This is a genomic window from Microbacterium shimangi, assembly GCF_043556445.1.
Classification (GTDB): domain Bacteria; phylum Actinomycetota; class Actinomycetes; order Actinomycetales; family Microbacteriaceae; genus Microbacterium.
Genome location: NZ_JBIGII010000004.1, coordinates 511710 through 531559 on the forward strand (window position 1 = coordinate 511710; position 19850 = coordinate 531559).

The 19850-nt window shown below is 67.7% G+C and carries 23 protein-coding genes and 2 tRNA genes; 9 read left to right on the plus strand and 16 right to left on the minus strand.

The window, feature by feature from the left end; all coding sequences use genetic code 11:
- Positions 1 to 24 precede the first annotated feature (24 nt).
- The 3 genes from dinB (at position 25) to ACFXQA_RS09315 (ending at position 2234) form a co-directional block, all read left to right on the plus strand.
- The gene (gene dinB / locus ACFXQA_RS09305; protein WP_394519540.1) at positions 25 to 1284 is read left to right on the plus strand and encodes a DNA polymerase IV; all 1260 of its coding nucleotides are present in this window, start codon (positions 25 to 27) and stop codon (positions 1282 to 1284) included.
- A gap of 61 nt (positions 1285 to 1345) precedes the next feature.
- Positions 1346 to 1666, plus strand: coding sequence for a hypothetical protein (locus ACFXQA_RS09310; protein WP_394519541.1), 321 nt, complete (start codon positions 1346 to 1348; stop codon positions 1664 to 1666).
- Positions 1641 to 2234: a nucleoside/nucleotide kinase family protein gene (locus ACFXQA_RS09315; protein WP_394519542.1), complete on the plus strand. Its 594-nt coding sequence runs from the start codon at positions 1641 to 1643 to the stop codon at positions 2232 to 2234. Before ACFXQA_RS09310 ends, ACFXQA_RS09315 begins: the two co-directional genes overlap by 26 nt.
- Here ACFXQA_RS09315 and ACFXQA_RS09320 read toward each other — a convergent pair whose 3' ends face one another.
- The 7 genes from ACFXQA_RS09320 to yczE form a co-directional block, all read right to left on the minus strand.
- Entirely contained in the window at positions 2235 to 2741 is a 507-nt protein-coding gene (locus ACFXQA_RS09320) for a DUF2017 family protein (protein ID WP_394519543.1), read from the minus strand. It lies immediately after the preceding gene.
- Positions 2738 to 3043: an ATP-dependent Clp protease adapter ClpS gene (clpS, locus tag ACFXQA_RS09325; RefSeq protein ID WP_394519544.1), complete on the minus strand. Its 306-nt coding sequence runs from the start codon at positions 3041 to 3043 to the stop codon at positions 2738 to 2740. The genes ACFXQA_RS09320 and clpS overlap by 4 nt, the downstream gene beginning before the upstream one ends.
- Complete coding sequence (locus ACFXQA_RS09330) at positions 3034 to 3384, minus strand: metallopeptidase family protein (RefSeq protein WP_394519546.1); 351 nt, start codon at positions 3382 to 3384, stop codon at positions 3034 to 3036. The genes clpS and ACFXQA_RS09330 overlap by 10 nt, the downstream gene beginning before the upstream one ends.
- Positions 3385 to 3460, minus strand: a tRNA-His gene (locus ACFXQA_RS09335). It lies immediately after the preceding gene.
- Between the two features lie 43 nt (positions 3461 to 3503).
- Entirely contained in the window at positions 3504 to 4124 is a 621-nt protein-coding gene (orn, locus tag ACFXQA_RS09340; RefSeq protein ID WP_394519547.1) for an oligoribonuclease, read from the minus strand.
- Positions 4125 to 4161: 37 nt separating this feature from the next.
- Positions 4162 to 4237, minus strand: a tRNA-Arg gene (locus tag ACFXQA_RS09345).
- Positions 4238 to 4285: 48 nt separating this feature from the next.
- Positions 4286 to 4885, minus strand: a complete 600-nt coding sequence (yczE, locus tag ACFXQA_RS09350) for a membrane protein YczE (RefSeq protein ID WP_394519548.1) — start codon at positions 4883 to 4885, stop codon at positions 4286 to 4288.
- A gap of 61 nt (positions 4886 to 4946) precedes the next feature.
- Between yczE and yczR the strand changes: the two genes are divergently transcribed.
- Positions 4947 to 6365: a MocR-like transcription factor YczR gene (gene yczR / locus ACFXQA_RS09355; RefSeq protein ID WP_394519549.1), complete on the plus strand. Its 1419-nt coding sequence runs from the start codon at positions 4947 to 4949 to the stop codon at positions 6363 to 6365.
- A 17-nt stretch (positions 6366 to 6382) separates the two neighbouring features.
- Here yczR and ACFXQA_RS09360 read toward each other — a convergent pair whose 3' ends face one another.
- Positions 6383 to 6634 carry a hypothetical protein gene (locus ACFXQA_RS09360; RefSeq protein ID WP_394519550.1) on the minus strand — a complete coding sequence of 84 codons (252 nt, stop codon included), beginning with the start codon at positions 6632 to 6634 and terminating at the stop codon, positions 6383 to 6385.
- 218 nt (positions 6635 to 6852) lie between these two features.
- On the opposite strand from ACFXQA_RS09360, the gene ACFXQA_RS09365 reads away from it, so the two are divergent.
- Genes ACFXQA_RS09365 through ACFXQA_RS09380 form a run of 4 tightly spaced genes read left to right on the plus strand, consistent with a single transcriptional unit; the run spans position 6853 to position 10179 of the window.
- Entirely contained in the window at positions 6853 to 7398 is a 546-nt protein-coding gene (locus tag ACFXQA_RS09365; protein WP_394519551.1) for a single-stranded DNA-binding protein, read from the plus strand.
- A 34-nt stretch (positions 7399 to 7432) separates the two neighbouring features.
- Positions 7433 to 7915 (plus strand): DUF6993 domain-containing protein, encoded by a 483-nt coding sequence (locus ACFXQA_RS09370; RefSeq protein WP_394519552.1) that lies wholly within the window; start codon positions 7433 to 7435, stop codon positions 7913 to 7915.
- Positions 7916 to 7962: 47 nt separating this feature from the next.
- A complete protein-coding gene (gene ettA / locus ACFXQA_RS09375) occupies positions 7963 to 9642 on the plus strand; it encodes an energy-dependent translational throttle protein EttA (protein WP_394519553.1) in 1680 nt (559 codons plus the stop codon).
- A gap of 36 nt (positions 9643 to 9678) precedes the next feature.
- A complete protein-coding gene (locus tag ACFXQA_RS09380; RefSeq protein ID WP_394519554.1) occupies positions 9679 to 10179 on the plus strand; it encodes an acyl-CoA thioesterase in 501 nt (166 codons plus the stop codon).
- On the opposite strand, the gene ACFXQA_RS09385 is transcribed toward ACFXQA_RS09380, so the two are convergent.
- A complete protein-coding gene (locus tag ACFXQA_RS09385; RefSeq protein ID WP_394519555.1) occupies positions 10158 to 11057 on the minus strand; it encodes an acyl-CoA thioesterase in 900 nt (299 codons plus the stop codon). The genes ACFXQA_RS09380 and ACFXQA_RS09385 overlap by 22 nt on opposite strands.
- A 52-nt stretch (positions 11058 to 11109) precedes the next feature.
- Here ACFXQA_RS09385 and ACFXQA_RS09390 point away from each other — a divergent pair, with 52 nt between their 5' ends.
- Positions 11110 to 11784, plus strand: coding sequence for a DUF8185 domain-containing protein (locus tag ACFXQA_RS09390; RefSeq protein WP_394519556.1), 675 nt, complete (start codon positions 11110 to 11112; stop codon positions 11782 to 11784).
- An 11-nt stretch (positions 11785 to 11795) separates the two neighbouring features.
- Here ACFXQA_RS09390 and ACFXQA_RS09395 read toward each other — a convergent pair whose 3' ends face one another.
- The 7 genes from ACFXQA_RS09395 to pepN all read right to left on the minus strand — a co-directional run bounded on the left by ACFXQA_RS09395 (position 11796) and on the right by pepN (position 19800).
- Positions 11796 to 12257: a globin gene (locus ACFXQA_RS09395; protein ID WP_394519557.1), complete on the minus strand. Its 462-nt coding sequence runs from the start codon at positions 12255 to 12257 to the stop codon at positions 11796 to 11798.
- On the minus strand, positions 12254 to 13384 hold the full coding sequence (locus tag ACFXQA_RS09400; RefSeq protein ID WP_394519558.1) for a mechanosensitive ion channel family protein: 1131 nt from the start codon (positions 13382 to 13384) through the stop codon (positions 12254 to 12256). Before ACFXQA_RS09400 ends, ACFXQA_RS09395 begins: the two co-directional genes overlap by 4 nt.
- A 41-nt stretch (positions 13385 to 13425) precedes the next feature.
- Entirely contained in the window at positions 13426 to 14106 is a 681-nt protein-coding gene (locus ACFXQA_RS09405; RefSeq protein ID WP_394519559.1) for a response regulator, read from the minus strand.
- Positions 14103 to 15371 (minus strand): sensor histidine kinase, encoded by a 1269-nt coding sequence (locus tag ACFXQA_RS09410; protein ID WP_394519560.1) that lies wholly within the window; start codon positions 15369 to 15371, stop codon positions 14103 to 14105. Before ACFXQA_RS09410 ends, ACFXQA_RS09405 begins: the two co-directional genes overlap by 4 nt.
- Before the next feature lie 10 nt (positions 15372 to 15381).
- On the minus strand, positions 15382 to 16185 hold the full coding sequence (locus tag ACFXQA_RS09415) for an ABC transporter permease subunit (RefSeq protein ID WP_394519561.1): 804 nt from the start codon (positions 16183 to 16185) through the stop codon (positions 15382 to 15384).
- The gene (locus ACFXQA_RS09420) at positions 16182 to 17108 is read right to left on the minus strand and encodes an ABC transporter ATP-binding protein (protein WP_394519562.1); all 927 of its coding nucleotides are present in this window, start codon (positions 17106 to 17108) and stop codon (positions 16182 to 16184) included. The genes ACFXQA_RS09415 and ACFXQA_RS09420 overlap by 4 nt, the downstream gene beginning before the upstream one ends.
- 133 nt (positions 17109 to 17241) lie before the next feature.
- Complete coding sequence (pepN, locus tag ACFXQA_RS09425; protein ID WP_394519563.1) at positions 17242 to 19800, minus strand: aminopeptidase N; 2559 nt, start codon at positions 19798 to 19800, stop codon at positions 17242 to 17244.
- Positions 19801 to 19850: the final 50 nt, after the last annotated feature.

A 19850-nucleotide genomic window follows, 5' to 3' on the forward strand; every position in this document is an offset into this window, starting at 1 on the left:
GGTGGGGAGGGCGAGAATCGACTCATGGGTCGAGCTGATGGGTCAGGACGACTGGTCTCGTCCGACACCGCAGACGATGCCGGCGCCGGAATCCTCCACGTCGACATGGACGCGTTCTACGCGTCGGTAGAGGTGCTCGATGACCCCTCCCTGCGTGGCAAGCCGGTCATCGTCGGAGGCACTCAGGGGCGAGGCGTCGTTTCGGCCGCGTCCTACGAGGCGCGGCGCTTCGGAGTGCGGTCCGCGATGTCGATGGGTCAGGCGCTTCGCCTCTGCCCGACGGCAACGGTGGTGACGCCGCACTTCGATCGCTACACGGCGTTGTCCCGACAGGTGATGCAGATCTTCTCCGACGTGACACCGCTGGTCGAGCCGCTCTCGATCGATGAGGCCTTTCTCGATGTGCGCGGGGCGAGGCGTCTGTGGGGCAGCCCGGGTGTCATCGCCCGGGCGCTCCGGCAGCGCGTTCGGTCAGAGACCGGCCTGACGTGCAGCATCGGAGCGGCGGCGACGAAGCACGTGGCGAAGATGGCGTCGACCATCAGCAAGCCCGACGGGCTCCTCATCGTCGCCGAGCGCGACACGGCGGCATTCCTCGCGCCCCGTTCGGTTCGGGCGCTGTGGGGTGTGGGTCCGAAGGCTTCCGAAGCCCTGGAATCGCGGGGCATCCGGACGGTGGCCGACATTCTGGCCACGCCGCGGGGTGTGCTCGACCGGTCTCTGGGGGTCGCGATGGGCGAGCGGGTCTGGCAGCTTGCGCGAGGGATAGACGCGCGTGAGGTCGACACGACTCGTGTCGAGAAGAGCATCGGGCACGAAGAGACGTTCGGCGACGACATCGCGTCCACCGAGGTGCTCCACGTCGAGTTCCGCAGACTGGCCGACCGCGTGGGCGCGAGGCTCCGCGGTCATGGAGTCGAAGCATCCACGATCGCGATCAAGGTGCGTTTCTCCGACTTCACCACCCTCAGCCGTTCACGAACCCTCGCTGAGCCGAGTGCCGTCGGCCACCGGATCGGTGAGGCGGCCATCGAGCTCTTCGATGCCATCGAACGTCCGCTGCCCGTCCGGCTCGTCGGCGTTCGGGCCGAGAAGCTCCGTGCGCCGACGTCGGGGTTCGCGCTCTGGGACGACGACGAGGAATGGAGGCGGGTCGAAGGAGCACTCGATGACGCGACCGCCCGGTTCGGCAAGGGCGTGATCACACGCGCCGCCCTCCTCGGGCCGTCGCGCGACACCGGCGCGCTTCCCTCGCACCCCCGTCCGTCGTCGCCCGACCATTGACGATCGCGACGAGCTTCGTCAAGACCTGGGAACGCCTCCGCGTGCCGAGTACGGTGGAGCCATGCCCAACATCGCACTAGAGCTCGGTGAGCAGTCCGCCTCCTTCGGAGTGAAGTCCTCGTACGGCGAGCAGCAGGACGTAGATGGCGTCCGCCTCGTCCCCGTCGCGCTCACCTGGGCGGGATACGGGGGAGGGTCCGACGAATCCGGCAACGGGGGAGGCGGCGGTGGCGGCTACTCCCTTCCGTTGGGCGCATACATCCGCCGCGGCGACGACCTCCGATTCGAGCCGAACGTCGTGGCCTTCGCGGCGGTGGCCATCCCGCTCGTGTGGGTCGCCGGTCGCGCGCTCAGCCGTGTCATCCGCGCCCTCAAGAAGTAGCTTCGACCCCCTCTCCCACGCGCTCGACGCGGCAGTGGGCCAGATCGTCGACGCGGTCGTGGCTGTGGGCGCGTCCAATCCCGTCGTGCTCATCGACGGTCGCAGCGGAGCCGGAAAGACGTCGCTGGCTCAGCGTCTCGTCGGACGCTGGCCATCGCGGGGGCGCGTGCAGCTGGTCGCTCTCGACTCGCTCTACCCCGGGTGGGACGGACTGACCGCCGGCGTCGAGTACGCGCGCGCCAACGTTCTCATGCCGCACGCGCGCGGCATCGTCGGTGTGTGGCAGAGATGGGACTGGGATGCGGAGGCTCCGGCAGAAGCGCACGCCGTCGATCCTTCGCTGCCGCTCATCGTCGAAGGGTCGGGTCTGCTGACCCCGTCGACGGCGCGCTTGGGTGACGTGCGGGTGTGGCTGGAAGCACCGGCGGCATCACGTCGCAGGCGAGGGATCGGGCGGGACGGCGACACGTACCTGCCCCATTGGGACCGTTGGGCGGCCCAGGAAGATGAGCACCTGTCGCGCGACGAACCGGCGCGTCATGCGACGCTCGTGCTCGGCGTTCCGTAGTCAGGCAGCATCGATGGCGTGCACGAGCCCCTCTAGTCGCACGCCGAGCCACTCGTACACGCCGAATCGCGGGTCGTGTTCGTCATGGTCGTTCTCTGTCTCGATGCCGAGTCTCGATGCGAGCACAAGACGCACAGCGGCGAGTACCCTCATCCAGGCGCCGGCCTCTTCGTCGTCGAGCGTCATGACGAAGGAGCGAGTGAGGTCTTCGTCGGACACCGAGTTGAGGTCGGCGTCGGTGTCTTCCGTGGCGAGTGTCGCGAGCACGACACCCGCGTCATGCCGCCGACGGTCGAACAGGTCGGATCCGGTCAGGCGCCGGAACTCCGTCGACGCGTCGACGTCGCCCGTGTAGGCGTCGGGCACGAGCCGTGCGATGGCCGGGTCGCTCGGGGTCGCGCCGTCGATGTCGGACGAATCGAGCAGCTCGAGGAACTGTTCGACCATCCCACTCAGGTGAACCGCCTCGAGGACGGAGATCTCGAGAACCACCACCCGCCCGCTCACGACTGCGCCCCGTTTCGGACGGTTGCCCACAATCCGTAGTCCTGCATGGCCTGGGCGTGCAGCTCCATCTGTTCGCGGGCGCCCCGTGCGACGACCGCATGGCCTTCGTGGTGGACCGCCAGCATCAGCCGCGAGGCCTGCTCCTCATCGAATCCGAAGTACTCGCGAAAGACGTGCGCGACATAGCTCATGAGGTTGACCGGGTCGTTCCACACGACGGTCTGCCACGCGTCATTCGCCAGCCGCTCGGTGTCGAGATCGTGGCGGATGCCGGGTTCCATCACTGCGGCCATCATGCCCATCCCAATTCGTGGAGTCGTTCGTCGTCAATGCCGTAGAAGTGCGCGATCTCGTGCACGAGCGTCGTGTGCACTTCGTCGCGCAACTCGTCTTCGTTCTCGCACACCGCGAGGTGCGGCTCGCGGTAGACGATGATTCGATCGGGAAGTTCTCCCACCCCGTAGCGCTCCCGTTCGGTGAGCGCCCATCCGTCGTAAAGGCCCAAGAGATCGAGGCTGCCGTCCTCGGGTCGATCTTCGACGACGAAGACGATGTTGTCGAGCCCATCGATCATCTCGTCGGGGAGTCGATCGAGTTCGTCGACGACGAGACGCTCGAACGCTTCAGCATCCAGGTCAAACATTGGGGTGAGTAACGGGGCTCGAACCCGCGACATCGGCCACCACAAGGCCGCGCTCTACCAACTGAGCTATACCCACCATGTCTCCCACTCGCGCGGGCAACCAGAGAATTCTCTCACACTCACGCGGGGAACGACGAAACGGCCGCGGCCGCCGCGGCCTTCGCGACGTCGCTCGTCGGGCCGGGCTCGGGAACGAACACCGCCTGACGGTAGTAGGCGAGCTCACGGATCGATTCGCGGATGTCGGCCAACGCTCGGTGCCCGCCGTCTTTCGCGGGGGCGTGGATATAGGCGCGGGGGAACCACCGGCGCGACAGCTCTTTCACGCTCGACACATCGACGTTGCGGTAGTGCAGCCAGCGATCGACCCGTGGCATGTACTTCGCCAGGAACATACGGTCGGTGCCGATGGTGTTGCCGGCGAGCGGCGCCTTGCCCTCGACGGGTGCGAATCGCTGGATGTACTCGAGAGCCTGGAACTCGGCGTCGGCGAGGCTCACACCGTTCGGAATCTCGTCGAGGAGGCCGGACGATCGGTGCATCTCGGTGACGAAGTCGCCCATCGCGGCGAGGGCCGAATCATCGGGCTTGATGACGATCGCAAAACCCGGGTCGAGGATGCGCAAGTCGAAGTCGGTGACGACGACGGCGATCTCGACGAGTTCGTCGACGTCGAGATCGAGCCCCGTCATCTCGCAGTCGATCCAGACGAGACGGTCATTCTCAGAGGCACCCACCATGTGCACCATCCTATCGACGGCGTCCGACACGGGCATGTGGTCCCCCAGGCACGATTCGAACGTGCGACAAACGGATTAGAAGGCCGTTGCTCTATCCACTGAGCTACTGGGGGTCGTCGTCCAGAGTAGCGGGGGCGAATGCGGCACGCACGAGTGTGGTGTCAGGCGACGACGCGCTGGCGACGCCGCGTCTCGAGATCGAACAGGGGGAGTGCGCGATGCACCAGAGGGCCGATGCAGAGCGCGAAGACGACTGTGCCGATGCCCACGGTTCCGCCCAGAACCCACCCCACGATCAGCACGGTGCTCTCGACGAGAAGCCGGCAGATCCAGATGGGCCAGCCGAGGCGACGATGCAGGCCGGTCATGAGGCCGTCGCGTGGTCCGGCGCCGAACCCGGCGCCCAGGTAGAGGCCCGAGGCGAGCGCGACGAGCACCGTGCCGCCGATCAGCATCGCGCCACCCGTCCACGGGTCGAGCGCGGCGGGCACGACGGCGAGAGTGGCTTGAATCGCGGTACCCACGAGCGCGACATTCGCAATCGTGCCGATACCCGGCTTCTGTCGCAGGGGGATCCAGGCCAGCAGCACCACCGCTCCGAGGATGTTCGCCATCCACCCGATGCCGATACCGGTGTGAAGGGAGAGTCCCTCCGCGAAGACGGTCCACGGGTCCACACCCCAGCCGGCGCGGATCGTCAGAGCGCATCCGGCGCCGTAGAGGACGAGACCGATGAGGAGTTGGGTGACGCGGCGGGGCATGCCGATATCCAATCACTGAATTGGACTGTCACGACCAGGCCAATAGCGATAGTCTGGACTTATGGACTCGCGCATCTCCGCCCGATCGCTCACCGCAGCCCTGGGGGGATGGCGGTCGAAGGAACCCGTCTATGAAGCCCTCGCCGATGGCATCAGACTGCTGTGTCTCGACAACCGCCTCGCTCCCCGTACCGCGCTCCCCGCCGAGCGGGAGCTGGCCGCTGAGCTTCGTCTGAGTCGGACCACCGTTGCCGCCGCCTACCGCAGCCTTCGCGATACGGGCCACATCGAGAGCGTGCGTGGGTCGGGCAGTGTGACGCTCCCGCTCCGCCGCACTGATCCCGGCCACCGTGCCACGGGCCCGGAGACCATCGATCTTCAACAGGCGAGCCCGCCGGCATGGCCGGGCCTCGCCGGCGTGATCGCCGAGGTGGCGACGAGGGCGGCGACCCTCGTGTCGAGCGTCGGCTACGACATCGTCGGCAGGCGGGGGCTTCGAGAGGCGATCGCCGAGCGGTACGAGGCGCGCGGCATTCCGACGAGCCCCGACGAGGTGATGATCACGACGGGCGCGCAGAGCGCCATTCACCTGATCGCTTCGGTGATGCTGGGGCGGGCCGACCGGGTGCTCATCGAGACGCCGACCTACCCTCACGCAGCAGACGCCTTTCGCCGCGCGGGCGCGAGAATGGTCGGCGTGCCCGTGACGACGGACGACGGGTGGGATCTGGACAGGGCTGAGCAGGCGTTCGCGCGCACGCTGCCGGTTCTCGCCTACCTCATGCCCGAGTTCCAGAACCCCACCGGGCGCACGATGTCGTCGAGCGAGCGGGCTGTGATCGCCGCGGCCGCCGATCGCTCGGGCACGCTGGTGATCGTCGACGACACCATCGCCGACCTCGACATCGATCGCGTTGTCCGGTCGGAACCCTTCGGCGGCGAGGGGCCGGTCATCCGGCTCGGGTCGCTGGGCAAGACCGTGTGGGGAGGGCTCCGCATCGGCTGGATCCGCGCGGAGGCGGAAACGATCCGGCGACTCGTGTCGGCCCGCGCCGTGCACGACCTCGGTACTCCGGAACTCGAACAAGCGGTGGCTGAGTCTCTTCTGCCCCGACTCGATGAGATCGCCGTGCAGCGTGCCCACCTGCTTCGGCAGGGGCGGGATGCTGTGACACTCGCGCTCCGCGAAAGACTGCCGCACTGGAGGGTGCCGGTCGTCGACGGGGGAGTGTCGCTCTGGGTCGAGCTCGACGCTCCCCTGAGCTCGGGGCTCGTGATGGCCGCGCGAGCGGACGGTCTGTACCTGTCGGCGGGTTCGAGATTCGCCGTCGACGGGGGTTACGACCGCCACCTGCGGGTGCCGTTCACCGCTCCGCCCGAGACGCTGGTGCGCGCGGTGTCGGTACTGGAACGCGTGTGGCCGACGGTGCAGGACGGAGCGCCGGACGCGTTGACCGCGCGGTTCGACGCAATGGTCTGACGCCGTGAGCTGAGGCTTCAGCGCTGGTAGCGGAGGCAGTCGAAGGCATCGGACGCGGCCCAGAACTCGCCGAGTTCTCGAAACGACCGCGCCGGCCCGTGGTAGCGCTCTGCGCGATACCGCCATCTGTCTGGGGTAGGGACGGCGCGAAGGTGCCCGAGTGGTCGTCCGCGTTGGTCTGACACCCGCCAGAGGCCGTCGCCCGCACGGGTGAGTTGAGCCCAGGCGGGTCGGTCGAGAGTGAGGGCTTCGCGCTCGATGGTCTGCATGGCTTCCTCCTTCGGCTTCGAAGATATGTGCGACCTCCGACATCGGTTTCCGCGGACGACATGGCGAACCGTTCCTCCCCAAGGCCGGCGCGGATGCCTTCCATCCCCAGCAGCCGGAACCGGCAGAGGTGCCGAGCGCCTACGGGCGAGGCTGGATCCGCTCCGGCGCCCGACGGGCACTCGGGTGCCGGAGCATCTCTCAGCGAAAGGACACTGAAATGACCGACTCCATCACCATCACGGGCAATCTGGCGGCCGAGCCCGAGCAGCGGACGCTGCCCGGGGGAGCGACCGTGACCAACTTCCGGGTGGGTTCGACCCACCGTCGGTACGACAAAGCCACCGAGCAATGGGTCGATTCGTTCACGAATTGGTACCAGGTGTCGGCGTTCCGCGCGCTCGGCGAGAACGCGTTCGCTTCGTTGCACAAGGGCGACCGCGTCATCGTCGCCGGCCGTCTCCGGCTGCGGGAATGGGAGAACGGCGCGAAGCGGGGCCTCGCGGTCGAGCTCGACGCCGACGCCGTCGGGCACGACCTCCTGTGGGGGCACTCGACGTTCCACAAGACGGGGTCGTCCCGCAATGGTTCGGCCGAGCAGCCCACCGACGCTCCGGGCGAGTCATCGGTGGGACAGGAGTCGCAGCCCGACCCGCGTGTCTCAGCGCCGCCGCGGGTGGCGGCGACCGACGGCGACGGGTGGGCGATTCCCGCCGCCCCCGCCGCGCCCGATACGGAGCCGCAACTGGCCGACGCACCCTTCTGAGGTGAGGCCGGCAACGCGCCCGTAGACTCGCAGCGTGAACCGCTCGACAGCTCCCCGCCGCGCCGGCCTCATCGCCCTCGCCCTCGCCGTTACGACGGTGCTCGCCGGGTGTACGAATGGCGGCGAGACTCCACCGGAGCCCACGAGGAGTTCGGCTGATCCGTCGGCGAGCTCGTCGGCCGCCCCGGCTCCGGAGCTCGTTCCCGAGGGCGACGCGAGCGAGAACCTGCCCCTCTTCACCCAGATCGTGCAGGGCGTCACGGCCGGGCCCGATGTCGGGCGCTCGTATGTCGATGCACTGGTGGCGGGCGGGTTCGACAAGGCGTCCATGCAGGTGACCGAAGACCTCACGACCGTCGGGAACGCTGCGGAGAGTATTCAGTTCTCGGTGCGCTGGGGCGAAGAGTGCCTCGTCGGTCAGGTCGGCCCGGCCACGGGGCAGCCCGTGACGGTGGTCATGTCGGGCCTCGCGTCCGGTGGGTGTCTGGTAGGCAACACCCGGCCGATCGATTGGTGATCTCCCGCCTCGGGTGAAAGGCCGGTCGGCCCTAGACTGGGACGGATATGGCTGAATACATCTACTCGATGGTCCGCGCGCGAAAAGCCGTGGGCGAGAAACTGATCCTGGACGACGTCACGATGTCGTTCCTTCCCGGCGCGAAGATCGGCATGGTCGGTCCGAACGGTGCCGGAAAGTCGACGATCATCAAGATCATGGCGGGGCTCGACACCCCGTCCAACGGCGAAGCCAAGCTGAGTCCGGGCTTCTCCGTCGGCATCCTCATGCAGGAGCCGGAGCTCGATGAGACGAAGACCGTTCTGGAGAACATCCAGGAAGGCATCGCTGTCAAGGCGAAGGTCGACCGGTTCAACGAGATCTCGGCGCTGATGGCGGAGCCCGACGCAGACTTCGATGCCCTCCTGGCCGAGATGGGCACGCTTCAGGAAGAGATCGACGCCGCCGACGCGTGGGACCTCGATTCCCAACTTGAGCAGGCCATGAGCGCCTTGCGTACGCCCCCCGGCGATGCCACCGTCGAGAACCTCTCCGGTGGGGAGAAGCGGCGCGTCGCTCTGACGAAGCTGCTGCTCCAGAAGCCCGACCTGCTCCTCCTCGACGAGCCCACGAACCACCTCGACGCCGAGAGTGTGCAGTGGCTTGAGCAGCACCTGCAGAAGTACTCCGGCGCGGTCATCGCGATCACTCACGACCGGTACTTCCTCGACAACGTCGCGGAATGGATTGCCGAAGTCGACCGCGGCCACCTGATCGGGTACGAGGGTAACTACTCGACCTACCTCGAGAAGAAGGGCCAGCGCCTCGAGGTGCAGGGCAAGAAAGACGCGAAGCTCGCGAAGCGCCTCTCGGAAGAGCTCGAGTGGGTGCGCTCCAATGCGAAGGGTCGCCAGGTGAAGTCGAAGGCACGACTCGCCCGGTACGAAGAGATGGCGGCCGAGGCCGACCGCACGCGCAAGCTCGACTTCGACGAGATCCAGATCCCGCCGGGCCCGCGCCTGGGTGGTGTCGTGATCGAAGCGCGGAAGCTCCAGAAGGGTTTCAACGGTCGGTCACTGATCGCCAACCTGAGCTTCAGCCTGCCGCCGAACGGCATCGTCGGCGTGATCGGTCCGAACGGTGTCGGCAAGACGACGCTGTTCAAGACGATCGTCGGTCTCGAGCCGGTCGACGGTGGCGAGGTCAAGATCGGTGAAACGGTCAAGATCAGCTACGTCGACCAGAACCGGTCCAACATCGACCCGCAGAAGACCCTGTGGGAAGTCGTCTCCGACGGGCTCGACATCATCACCATCGGCAAGGTCGAGATTCCTTCGCGTGCCTATGTATCGAAGTTCGGCTTCAAAGGCCCCGATCAGCAGAAGAAGGCCGGCGTCCTCTCCGGAGGCGAGCGCAACCGACTGAACCTCGCGCTGACGCTGAAAGAGGGCGGCAACCTTCTCCTTCTCGACGAGCCGACGAACGACCTCGACGTCGAAACGCTCGGTTCGCTCGAGAACGCCCTGCTCGAATTTCCCGGTTGCGCGGTGGTCATCACGCACGATCGCTGGTTCCTCGACCGCATCGCGACGCACATCCTCGCGTACGAGGGAACCGAAGAGAATCCCGACCAGTGGTATTGGTTCGAGGGCAACTTCGACGCGTACGAAGAGAACAAGATCGAGCGCCTCGGCCCCGATGCGGCGAACCCTAGCCGTTCGGCGTACCGACGGCTCACGCGTGACTGATTTATCGATCCGAGTGACACGCGGGGGAGTGCAGCGATGACGGATGCTGCGCACCCCCGCGTGCATATCCCCATCCACCTGCGATGGGGCGATCTCGACGCACTGGGTCATGTCAACAACACCTCGATGCTGAAGATCCTTGAGGAGGCTCGCCTCCGCGCCTTCTGGAAGAGCGACGGTGACGATGCTCCTCTGCCCACGGCGGTCTTCGAGATGGACGTCCTCGAGAGCGGCGGGTCGCGTGCGACCCTCATCGCCCGCCAGGAGATCGAATACTTCCGACCCGTTCCGTACGGGCAGCGACCGCTCGACGTGCAGATGTGGATCGGGCGCATGGGCGGCTCGAGCGCAGACATCTGCTTCGAGGTGCATACCCCGGTGGGCATCGATCCGGCCGTGCTGTACGCGCGGGCCACGGTCGTCGTCGTGATCGTCGACACGGCGACCGGGCGTCCGACACGGTGGAGCGAGACCGAGCGCACCGCGTGGGCGCCGCTCATCAGCGCCCCGATCGACTATCGCCGCTCGAGGTCCTGACGTCCGGGTTCCGGACGCACTCTGACCATGACCTCCTGCGCCACGCTCGCGACGAGGGCGCCGTCTCGCGCATAGATCCGTCCGGTCGACAGGCCGCGCCCGCCGCGTGCGCTGGGTGACTCCTGCACATAGAGCAGCCATTCGTCCACTCGAGCGGGCCGATGCCACCACATCGCGTGGTCGAGGCTCGCGACCTTCAATCCTGGAGTGTTCCAGGCGACTCCGTGCGCGCGCATGATCGATTCCTGGATCGTCATGTCGCTGAGGTACGCCAATGCGGCGCGGTGGATCGCCGGGTCATCGGGCAGCGCCCGCTTCACCCGCAGCCAAACGGCCTGGTGCGCCGACAGCTCGGCCACTTCGACGTAGATGGCACTCGGAACGTGTCGCACGTCCACCGGGCGTTCGCGGAACACGCGACCCGACTGAGGGTGCGCCCGGATGATCTCGGCCTCGACGTCGGGAAGCTCGTCGGGGTCGGGGTAGCCGGCGGGCATGGGCTCCTGATGCTCGAGACCCGGGTCTTCGTCTTGGAACGACGCGATCATCGAGAAGATCGGCACCCCCGACTGGAAGGCCTGCGTGCGCCTCGTCGAGAACGATCGGCCGTCGTGAATCCGGTCTACGGAGAAGGTGATGTCTTGACTGGCGTCACCCGGTCGGAGGAAGTACCCGTGCATCGAGTGGGGCATGCGTGCGGGCGGCAGGGTTCGAGATGCGGCCACGACCGTCTGCGCGAGGACCTGGCCGCCGTAGACCCGTCCACCCGGCATGGCCTGCGAGACACCGGTGAAGATGTCTTCGGTGGTCCGGGCTCCCGCGTCGCGAAGGTCGAGCACCGCGAGGAGCGAGGCGACGGGATCGAGGGTGTCGGACACGAATTCTCCCGTTCTGGCGAGCGCCCGCTCGCCGCTTGGTAGTTTAGGCCGGGTGTCCGCTCGCCTCGTCTTCCCCGATCAGCAGGGCGCCGCCGACGTCCTCACCTTCGCATCGAGGGCCGCTCAACTCGGCGATGGCGCCGTGCGCCTCCGAGCCGCCGACGGCACGCTGGTGATCACTGCGGCACCCCTCGCGCCCCGGGACCTGCTGGATCCGACCCCCACGGTGCTGGGTCTTCGTGCGGTCACGATCGATCCCGAGCTCGTCTGCGACCTCGTCGTCGTCGGCTCGTCGCTCGCACTCGCTCCGGATGACCCGGCGGAGATCGTGCTGCCCGATTCGGCGCTGTCGGCCATGTGGGCCGGCATCTCGCCGCCACGGGGAGGGTGGAACCTGGTGGGTGAGGTCGCCGCATCCGTTCTCGCGTCGCGGGCGCAGGCCGGTATCGCTGACGTCGCACAGACCGTCCCGCGGGACGCGGGCGAGGAGATCGTGCAGAGCGTGCGGGCGAGCGTCTGGGGAGCGCCCGAGCCTGCGCTCGGAGGCCTCCCTCTCGGCACGGCGTTCGCCGCCTTCGCGCTCGGGTTCATCTCCGGTGAAGAGCATGCGCAGGTGCGCGAGGCCGGTCCGTGGCGACGGCTGTCGTTGCGTCGCGGTCACGTGCTGGTGCGCACCACCGTGCGGAACGGGCTCACTGCTGTCCGATCGACAGGTATCTCCACCTAGGGCGGATGGCCCTATCGCTCGGCGTCGCTCCGACCGACGACGGGGATTCCCGGGGTCGACCGCCCCTCGGGGCCGGCGCCGATCCCGGTGGGCTCGAAGGTGTTCACCATCGCCAGCGCCGCCCTCTGCAGGTAGTCCCACAGCGTGGCGTCGTGGAGCGGAGAGAGTTCGAGCTCGTCGACCGCTGCCCGCATGTGCGACAACCACCGGTCGCGCGCATCGGGATTCACGTGGAAGGGATTGTGGCGCATGCGAAGCCGGGGGTGGCCGCGCTGTTCGCTGTAGGTCGTCGGTCCGCCCCAATACTGCGCGAGGAAGAGCGTCAGCCGCTCGGCCGCGGGGGCGAGGTCTTCTTCGGGGTACATCGGCTTCAAGACCTCGTCGGCTGCGACTCCGCGGTAGAACGCGTCGACAAGACGGCGGAAGGTCGGCATGCCACCCACCTGCTCGTAAAAACTGGCCTGCTCCGTCATCGGGGTTCCTCGGATGCTTCAGAGTCGGCGGCGGTCGCCGGAGGAGTTTTCGGTGCGATTTCTTCCGCAGCATCCGCCTTCGAGCGTTTGCGCGGCTTCCAGACGGGGCGTTGCTCCATCGCGACCGGCGTGGGCCGGGTTCGAGGCGGATTCGCACCTCGCACCCGCTGGGCGCCTTCGAGACCCGTCAAGGTGATGGAGTTGAGCTGGGGGAGCGTGAGCCCCAGCTCGTCGATGGCGTACTTCAGACGCATCCGGAGTTCACGGGCGACGTCGTCTTTCGCGTTCGCGCGGGTCTTCATCACGAGGCGGATGACCAGAGCGTCGCCCGACACCGACTCGAGTCCCCACACTTCGGGCTGCTCGATGATGCGGGTGCGCCACTTCGGCTCATCGGTCAGCGACTTCGCGGCGTCGAGCATCGCGCCTTCCACCTCGCGGATGTCGGCGTTGGCGGGGACGGCGAGGTCGATGATGACCCGTGACCAGCCCTGCGACATGTTCCCGATGCGCAGGATCTCGCCGTTGCGGACGTACCAGAGCGTGCCGTTGACGTCGCGCACGTGGCTCACACGCACGCTGACATACTCGACGACGCCCGTCGCGAGCCCCAGATCGACGACGTCACCGATGCCGATCTGGTCTTCGGCGACGATGAAGATGCCGTTGAGCACGTCTTTGACGATGTTCTGCGCGCCGAAACCGAGACCGGCACCGATCGCGGCGGTGAGGAGCGTCAGCGATGCGAGGACGTCGGGGGCGAGCACGCCCGCGACCAGGACCAGAGCCACGATGACGATGATGACGTTCACGATGTTCTGCAGGATCGTGCCGAGCGTGCGCGTTCGCTGTACGAGCCGCACCGCCGCGAGGGGCGAGCGCTCCAGCGCCTGGGTGTCGTCGACGTTCGCCTTGTTCTTCGCACCCGAGACCACGCGCCCGACGACGTGACGGATGACGACGCGAAGCACCCACGAGGCCAGCGCGGCCGCGACGACGATGCCGACGGCGCCGAGCACTTTGAAGCCCGCGTCCGTCAGCCATTCGAGCACCCCCTGCCAGAATTCGGGGGTCGGGAAAGCGGGGGGCGGGGTTTCGGTCTGGGTTTCAGCGAAGAGGTCGAGCATCTGCTCCATGCTAACGACGCGAGCCTCGGTGGAGGCTGGGCTCAGTCGCCGTTGTACGGGAGGGCGGTCTCGGCGGTCACGAGGCCGTGGCGGTGCGCGAGGATCACGGCGTGCACCCGATCGCGTGCGCCGAGCTTGGAGAGCACTCGCCCCACATGCGTTTTCACGGTCGACTCGCTCACGTGCAGGGCGCGCGCCACTTCGGCATTGGTGCGTCCGGCGCCCATCGCCACGAATACCTCGCGCTCCCTCTCGGTGAGTTCGGAGAGCCCCGCGGGGTCGGGCTTCGCGGGAATCTCTGCGAGGAGTTCGATCATGCGGCGGGTCACCCGCGGGGCCAAGGCTGCGTCGCCCCGGTGAACAGCACGTACGGCTCCGACCAGCTCGGCACGTTGGGCGTCCTTGAGGAGGAAACCGCTCGCCCCGGCCTGCAGGGCGGCGAAGGCGTACTCGTCGAGGTCGAACGTCGTGAGGATCAGGATTCGAGCGTCGGGCCGCGCAGCCACGATGCGTTCTGTCGCGCCGATGCCGTCGAGGTTCGGCATGCGGACGTCCATCAGCACGACATCGGGGCGCAGGCGGGCCGTTTCGCGCACTGCGTCGAGGCCGTCTACGGCCTCTCCGACCACGACGATGTCGGGCTCTTCGTCGAGCACCATTCGGAAGCCGAGGCGGATGAGCTCCTGGTCGTCGACGAGCAGCACGCGGATGAGGTCTGTCACGAGGGCTCCTCGGGGCGCGGATGGTGGAGGGGTAGCGTCGCACGCAACCGCCAGGTGTTCGCGCCGATGGGGCCGGCGACGAGCGTGCCTCCGACGTGTTCAGTGCGTTCTTCGAGTCCGCGCAGACCGAAACCGCCGGGAGCATCGGACTCCCTCGGGCTGGCACCGTCGTTCTCGACGGTGACGACGACACTCTCCCGTTCAGCCGACACGGTCACACGGATGTCGGTCGCGCCGGGCGCGTGCCGCATCGCGTTCGTGACGGATTCCTGCACGATCCTTCCCAGCGCGAAACGGACGGCGGGCGGAGCGTCGACGGTCGACCCGGTGAAAGAAGCGGTGACGGGGAAGCCCGCCCGCTGTGCGGCGGCGACCACCTGGGCCGGATCACTCGGTTCGAGCGGCTCGAGGGGAGTGGTATCGGCGGAATCGTCGCGGAGGACGCCGAGCATCGAGCGCATCTCGGTCAACGCGGCGCGCGCGGTGTCCGCGGCACCTCGACTGGCGATCCGAGCCCGCTCGGGATCGCTCGCCGCGGCCGCCCCCTCGGTGAGCGCGACGATGACCGTCAGCGAGTGCGACACGATGTCGTGCATCTCGCGGGCGATGCGGGTGCGCTCGGCCGCGGCGGCGAGCCGCGACTGCTGGTCGCGTTCGACCAGGAGTTGGCGGGACCGGTCGATGAGGGCCTCGAGGTACCGTCGGCGATTGCCGACATTGATCCCGATGAGGGTGCCGATGAGCAGGGTGACCCCGGGGAAGATCGCGGAAGACACCACCAGACCGGTCTCGGCCGGTGCCACAGCAACGGTGAGCAGGGTGTGGCCCACGACCGCCGACGCCGCGACTCCGAAAGCGATCCACGCGGCGCGCGTCGACCGGTAGGCGGCAATGGCGTACAGCGCGTAGGCAGGAAGGATGTGAAAGGTCGGCACGAGGCTGGCCGGCAGCAGCAAGAGCGGTGCCGCCGTGATCGCGAAGACCGTCAGCGGTCGCTCCCGTCGGAACATCAGAGCGGCGCACGCCACCAACGCCAATCCGACGGCGAACCAGATCTGCCCCGCCGCAGGTGGCACGGGGTAGGGCGAGCGCAGGACAGCGGCAGGGACCGAGAGGAGCACCGCCGACAAAGCGACCAGAACGTCGGTGAATCGCGGATGCTGTGCCCAGAAGCGTCGTATGACCCCCGGCTGGTGGGGCAGCAACAGGCCGTCGTCGGAGCCTGAGGCGGCTCCGACGACGGTACGGGTGCGACCGCGTGGCATCTGCCCGACTTTACGCGTCGCGAGTTCTGAGGACGCCCCAGCCGCCGGCGAGCAACGCAGCCACCCACACCAGGAGGGCGACGAGCGACCCGACGAGGTCATCGGCGCCGGGCACGGAGAGCGCCGCGGCCGCATTCATGGGGAGGTACTCGCCTGAATCGACGATCCAGCGCCCTGCCTCACCCATGATCGCGAAGATGCTCACCACGATCGGCAGAACGAAGAGAAGACCGACCGTTGCCGCGATCGCCCCGGCGCCATTTCGGATGATGAAGCCGAAGCCGACGCCGATAAGGGCGAAGGCGATCATCGAGAGAACGCCGAGGGCGAGGGGGATCAGCGATTGGGTCGGCTCAGCCCAGTCGATCTGTTCACTGAGCATGCCGGCGGTCATGGCGATGGCGATCGCATAGCTGACGATGGTGGTGACCCCCATCAATGCGGCAACCACGACGGCTTTCGCGACCAGGACGGCCCCGCGCCGCGGCTCGGCAGCGAGGGTGGAGCGGATCATCCCGGTCGAGTACTCGCCGGTCACGGCGATGGAGCCCAGGATCCCCGCGACGAGCATGGTGAACTGCGTGGGGGAGAGGATCGCGGTGACGGCGGGGAAGCCGGGGGACAGGTCCGCGGAAGCGGCAGCGATCAACATCGAGATGGCTACTGAAAGAACCGTCGCGATGGCCAGCGACCACCATGTCGAGCGCAGGCTGGTGAGTTTCATCCACTCGCTGCGCAGCAGGCGGGGGAAGGTCACCCGATGGGGCGAGGCGGTCCGGGCGCCGGTGCCGGGCGAGGCCGTCAGGGTGGTCATGCGATCTCCTTCGTCTTGTACTCGACAGTGTTGTATTCCACAGCGTCGCCGGTCAGGGCGAGGTAGGCGTCTTCGAGAGAGCCCGAGTGGGCGGTGAGCTCGTGGATGGCGATGCCGAGAGACGCGGCCGTGTCGCCGATGGTCGCAGCGGGGAGGCCTTCGATCTGGGCAACGCCGGGTTCGCTGGCCGTCACGGTGACCTCCGGCCCCGACACCGCCGCCACGAGGTCGGCGAGCCGCGGTGACCTCACCACCACGGTGTTGCGCGTCCACGCCCGAACGAGCTCGGGCAGCGGCGCGTCGGCCAACACTTCGCCCTGCCCGAGCACGATGACATGGTCGGCGGTTTGCGCCATTTCGCTCATGAGGTGGCTGGAAAGAAGAACGGTCCTGCCCTCGCCGGCGATATGACGCACGAACTGGCGTACCCACCGAACGCCCTCGGGGTCAAGGCCGTTCACCGGTTCGTCGAGGATGACGGTGTGGGGGTCGCCGAGGAGCGCCGCGGCGATGCCGAGCCGCTGCCCCATGCCCAGCGAGAACTTGCCGGCCCGCTTGCGCGCGACCGACGCGAGCCCGGTGAGTTCGATGACCTCATCCACTCGGGCGTTGCCGATGCCGTGGGTCGCGGCCATGGTGCGCAGATGACTGCGTGCGGATCGCCCGCCGTGCACAGCTTTGGCGTCCAAGAGCACCCCCACCTCGGTGAGCGGTGCGCGCATGCGGCGGTAGGACAGGCCCCCCACGGTCACCCTGCCGGCGCTGGGACGGTCGAGCCCGACGATCATGCGCATCGTCGTGGATTTGCCGGCCCCGTTCGGGCCGAGGAAGCCGGTGACCTTGCCGGGTTGGACGATGAAGCTGACATCGGAGACGGCGCTTTTCGCGCCGTACCGCTTGCTGAGGTTCTCTGCGACGATCATGATTCAACGCTAGAAAGCGTCGGGCGCCGCCGCATCCGCCCCCGGTCTCTCCCTGGGGGACACCGGCTGGTACCACGGAACGAGACGACGATGGCCTCCGCCCGGAGGTGGAGGCCATCGCGAAGACGTGGGGCTACTCCGCGTCGCGCTCCTGCACGGCGAGCGCACGCTCGACACCGGCGAGGTTCTCGTTCACGAGCCGGCGCAACGCGGCGGGCGCGTCGAGGTTCGCGGCGAGCCAGCGGCGCGTGGCGTCGCGGAGCGCGACGTCGGCGAGGGCAGAGGGGAAGAGCCCGACGATCAGATACTGCGCGATCTGGTAGGTGCGCGATTCCCACACCTCGAGCAGCATGTCGAAGTACGGCGTCACGAACTCACGCAGCACCTCGACACCGGCCGGGTGGGTGAACCCGGCGGCGGCGGCTCGAACGATCGTGTTCGGTGCGTCGTCCTTGGCGACGAGCGAATCCCACGCGGCGAGCTTGGCCTCGAGGTTCGGCAGGGCAGCCTTGGCGTGAGCGGCGAACTCGCCACCCTTGGCGGTGTTGTCCTCGGCGAGGGCCTTCTCGATGTCGGTGGCCGAAACCGCCCCGCCCGCGGCGAGCGAGACGAGCAGCTGCCACGAGAGATCCGTGTCGATGTGGAGACCGTCGAGGGTGATGTCGCCGTCGCGGAGTGCGCGCACGGTGGCCCAGTGCTTCTCGGTCGACGCCGCGCCCGCGAAGGCGGTGACGAACTGCAGTTGGCTGTCGCTCTCGGGTGCCGCGGCCCGCGCGAGCGCCCAGAGGGCGTCGGCGACCCGCGCGCGGGTGGCGTCGCGCTTCTCGGGCGAAACGTACGAGTTCGCTGCGAGCTGCAGCTGGCCGAGCGTCGTGCGGACGGTCGTCGACTCGGTCTCCGAGCCGATGTTGCGCAGGACGAGGTCGACGTAGTCGGTGGCGGATGCTTCGGCGTCACGCGTCTGGTCCCACGCGGCACCCCACACGAGCGACCGCGCGAGCGGGTCGGTGATGTCTTTCAGGTGGGCGATGGCCGTGGCGAGCGAGCGCTCGTCGAGGCGGATCTTCGCGTAGGCGAGGTCTTCATCGTTCAGGAGGACGAGGTCGGGGCGCCGGATTCCGACGAGCTCGGGAACGTCGGTGCGGTCGCCGTCCACGTCGAGTTCGAGGCGGTGGACGCGCTCGAGAGAGCCGTTGCGAAGCGAGTAGAAGCCCACCCCGAGACGGTGCGGGCGAATGGTCGGGTAATCGGCGGGAGCGGTCTGCACGATGGCGAAGCGCGTCAGCGTTCCGTCGGCCGCCTCTTCGAGCAGCGGAGAGAGCGTGTTCACACCGGCCGTCTCGAGCCACTTGCGCGACCACTGCCCGAGTTCGCGGCCGCTCGTGGCCTCGAGCTCTTCGAGCAGGTCGCCGAGTTCGGTGTTGGACCACTCGTGCTTGGCGAAGTAGGCCGCGACGCCCGCGAAGAACTGCTCGATGCCGACCCAGGCGGCGAGCTGCTTGAGCACCGAACCGCCCTTGGCGTAGGTGATGCCGTCGAAGTTGACCTGCACGTCTTCGAGGTCGTTGATCTCGGCGATGACCGGGTGGGTCGAGGGCAGCTGATCCTGGCGATACGCCCAGGTCTTCTCCATCGCGTTGAAGGTCGTCCAGGCTTCGGTCCACTCGGTGGCCTCGGCGGTCGCGATCGTCGACGCCCACTCGGCGAACGACTCGTTCAGCCACAGGCCGTTCCACCACTTCATGGTGACGAGGTCGCCGAACCACATGTGCGCGAGCTCGTGGAGGATCGTGACGACGCGGCGCTCCTTGACAGCATCCGTCACCTTGCTCCGGAAGACGTAGGTCTCGGTGAAGGTGACCGCGCCGGCGTTCTCCATCGCGCCGGCGTTGAACTCCGGAACGAAGAGCTGGTCGTACTTGGCGAAGGGGTACGGGTAGTCGAACTTCTCCTCGTAGTACGCGAACCCCTGGCGGGTCTTCTCGAAGACGTAGTCGGCGTCGAGGTGCTCCCACAGGCTCTTTCGGGCAAACACCCCCAGCGGGATGACCCGGCCGGAAGCGCTCGTCAGTTCGGAGAACGTCGACTCGTACGGGCCGGCGATCAGGGCCGTGATGTACGACGAGATCGTCGGGGTGGGCTCGAAGGTCCAGGTGGCGACGCCTGCGCCGGCCTCGGAAGGCTCCGGACTGGGGGAGTTGGACACCACGGTCCACGACGCAGGAGCGGTGATGGTGAACTGGAACGTCGCCTTGAGGTCGGGCTGCTCGAAGACCGCGAACACGCGGCGCGAGTCGGGCACCTCGAACTGCGAGTAGAGGTAGACCTCGCCGTCGACGGGGTCGACGAAGCGGTGCAGGCCCTCGCCCGTGTTGGTGTAGTCGCAGTCGGCGTCGACGATGAGCTCGTTGCGCTCGCGCAGGTCGGTCAGAGCGATCCGCGAGTCGACGTGCGCGGACACCGGCACATCGCGACCGTTGAGGGTGATGGAGTGCACAAACCCCGAGATGAGGTCGATGAAGGTTTCCGCACCGGCGGTGGCCGAGAAACGCACGACCGTGCGAGAACCGAAGACCTCGGCGCCCTTCGTCAGATCCAGCGCGATCGCATACTCGATGCCGCCATCGGCCGACGGGTCGACGACCGCGCGGCGCTGCTGCGCCTCGTTGCGGGTGAGGTTCTCTCCAGGCACGAAGGTTCTCCCAGGGGTAGAGGGGTGGATGCTGCGCGACCCGAATGGCG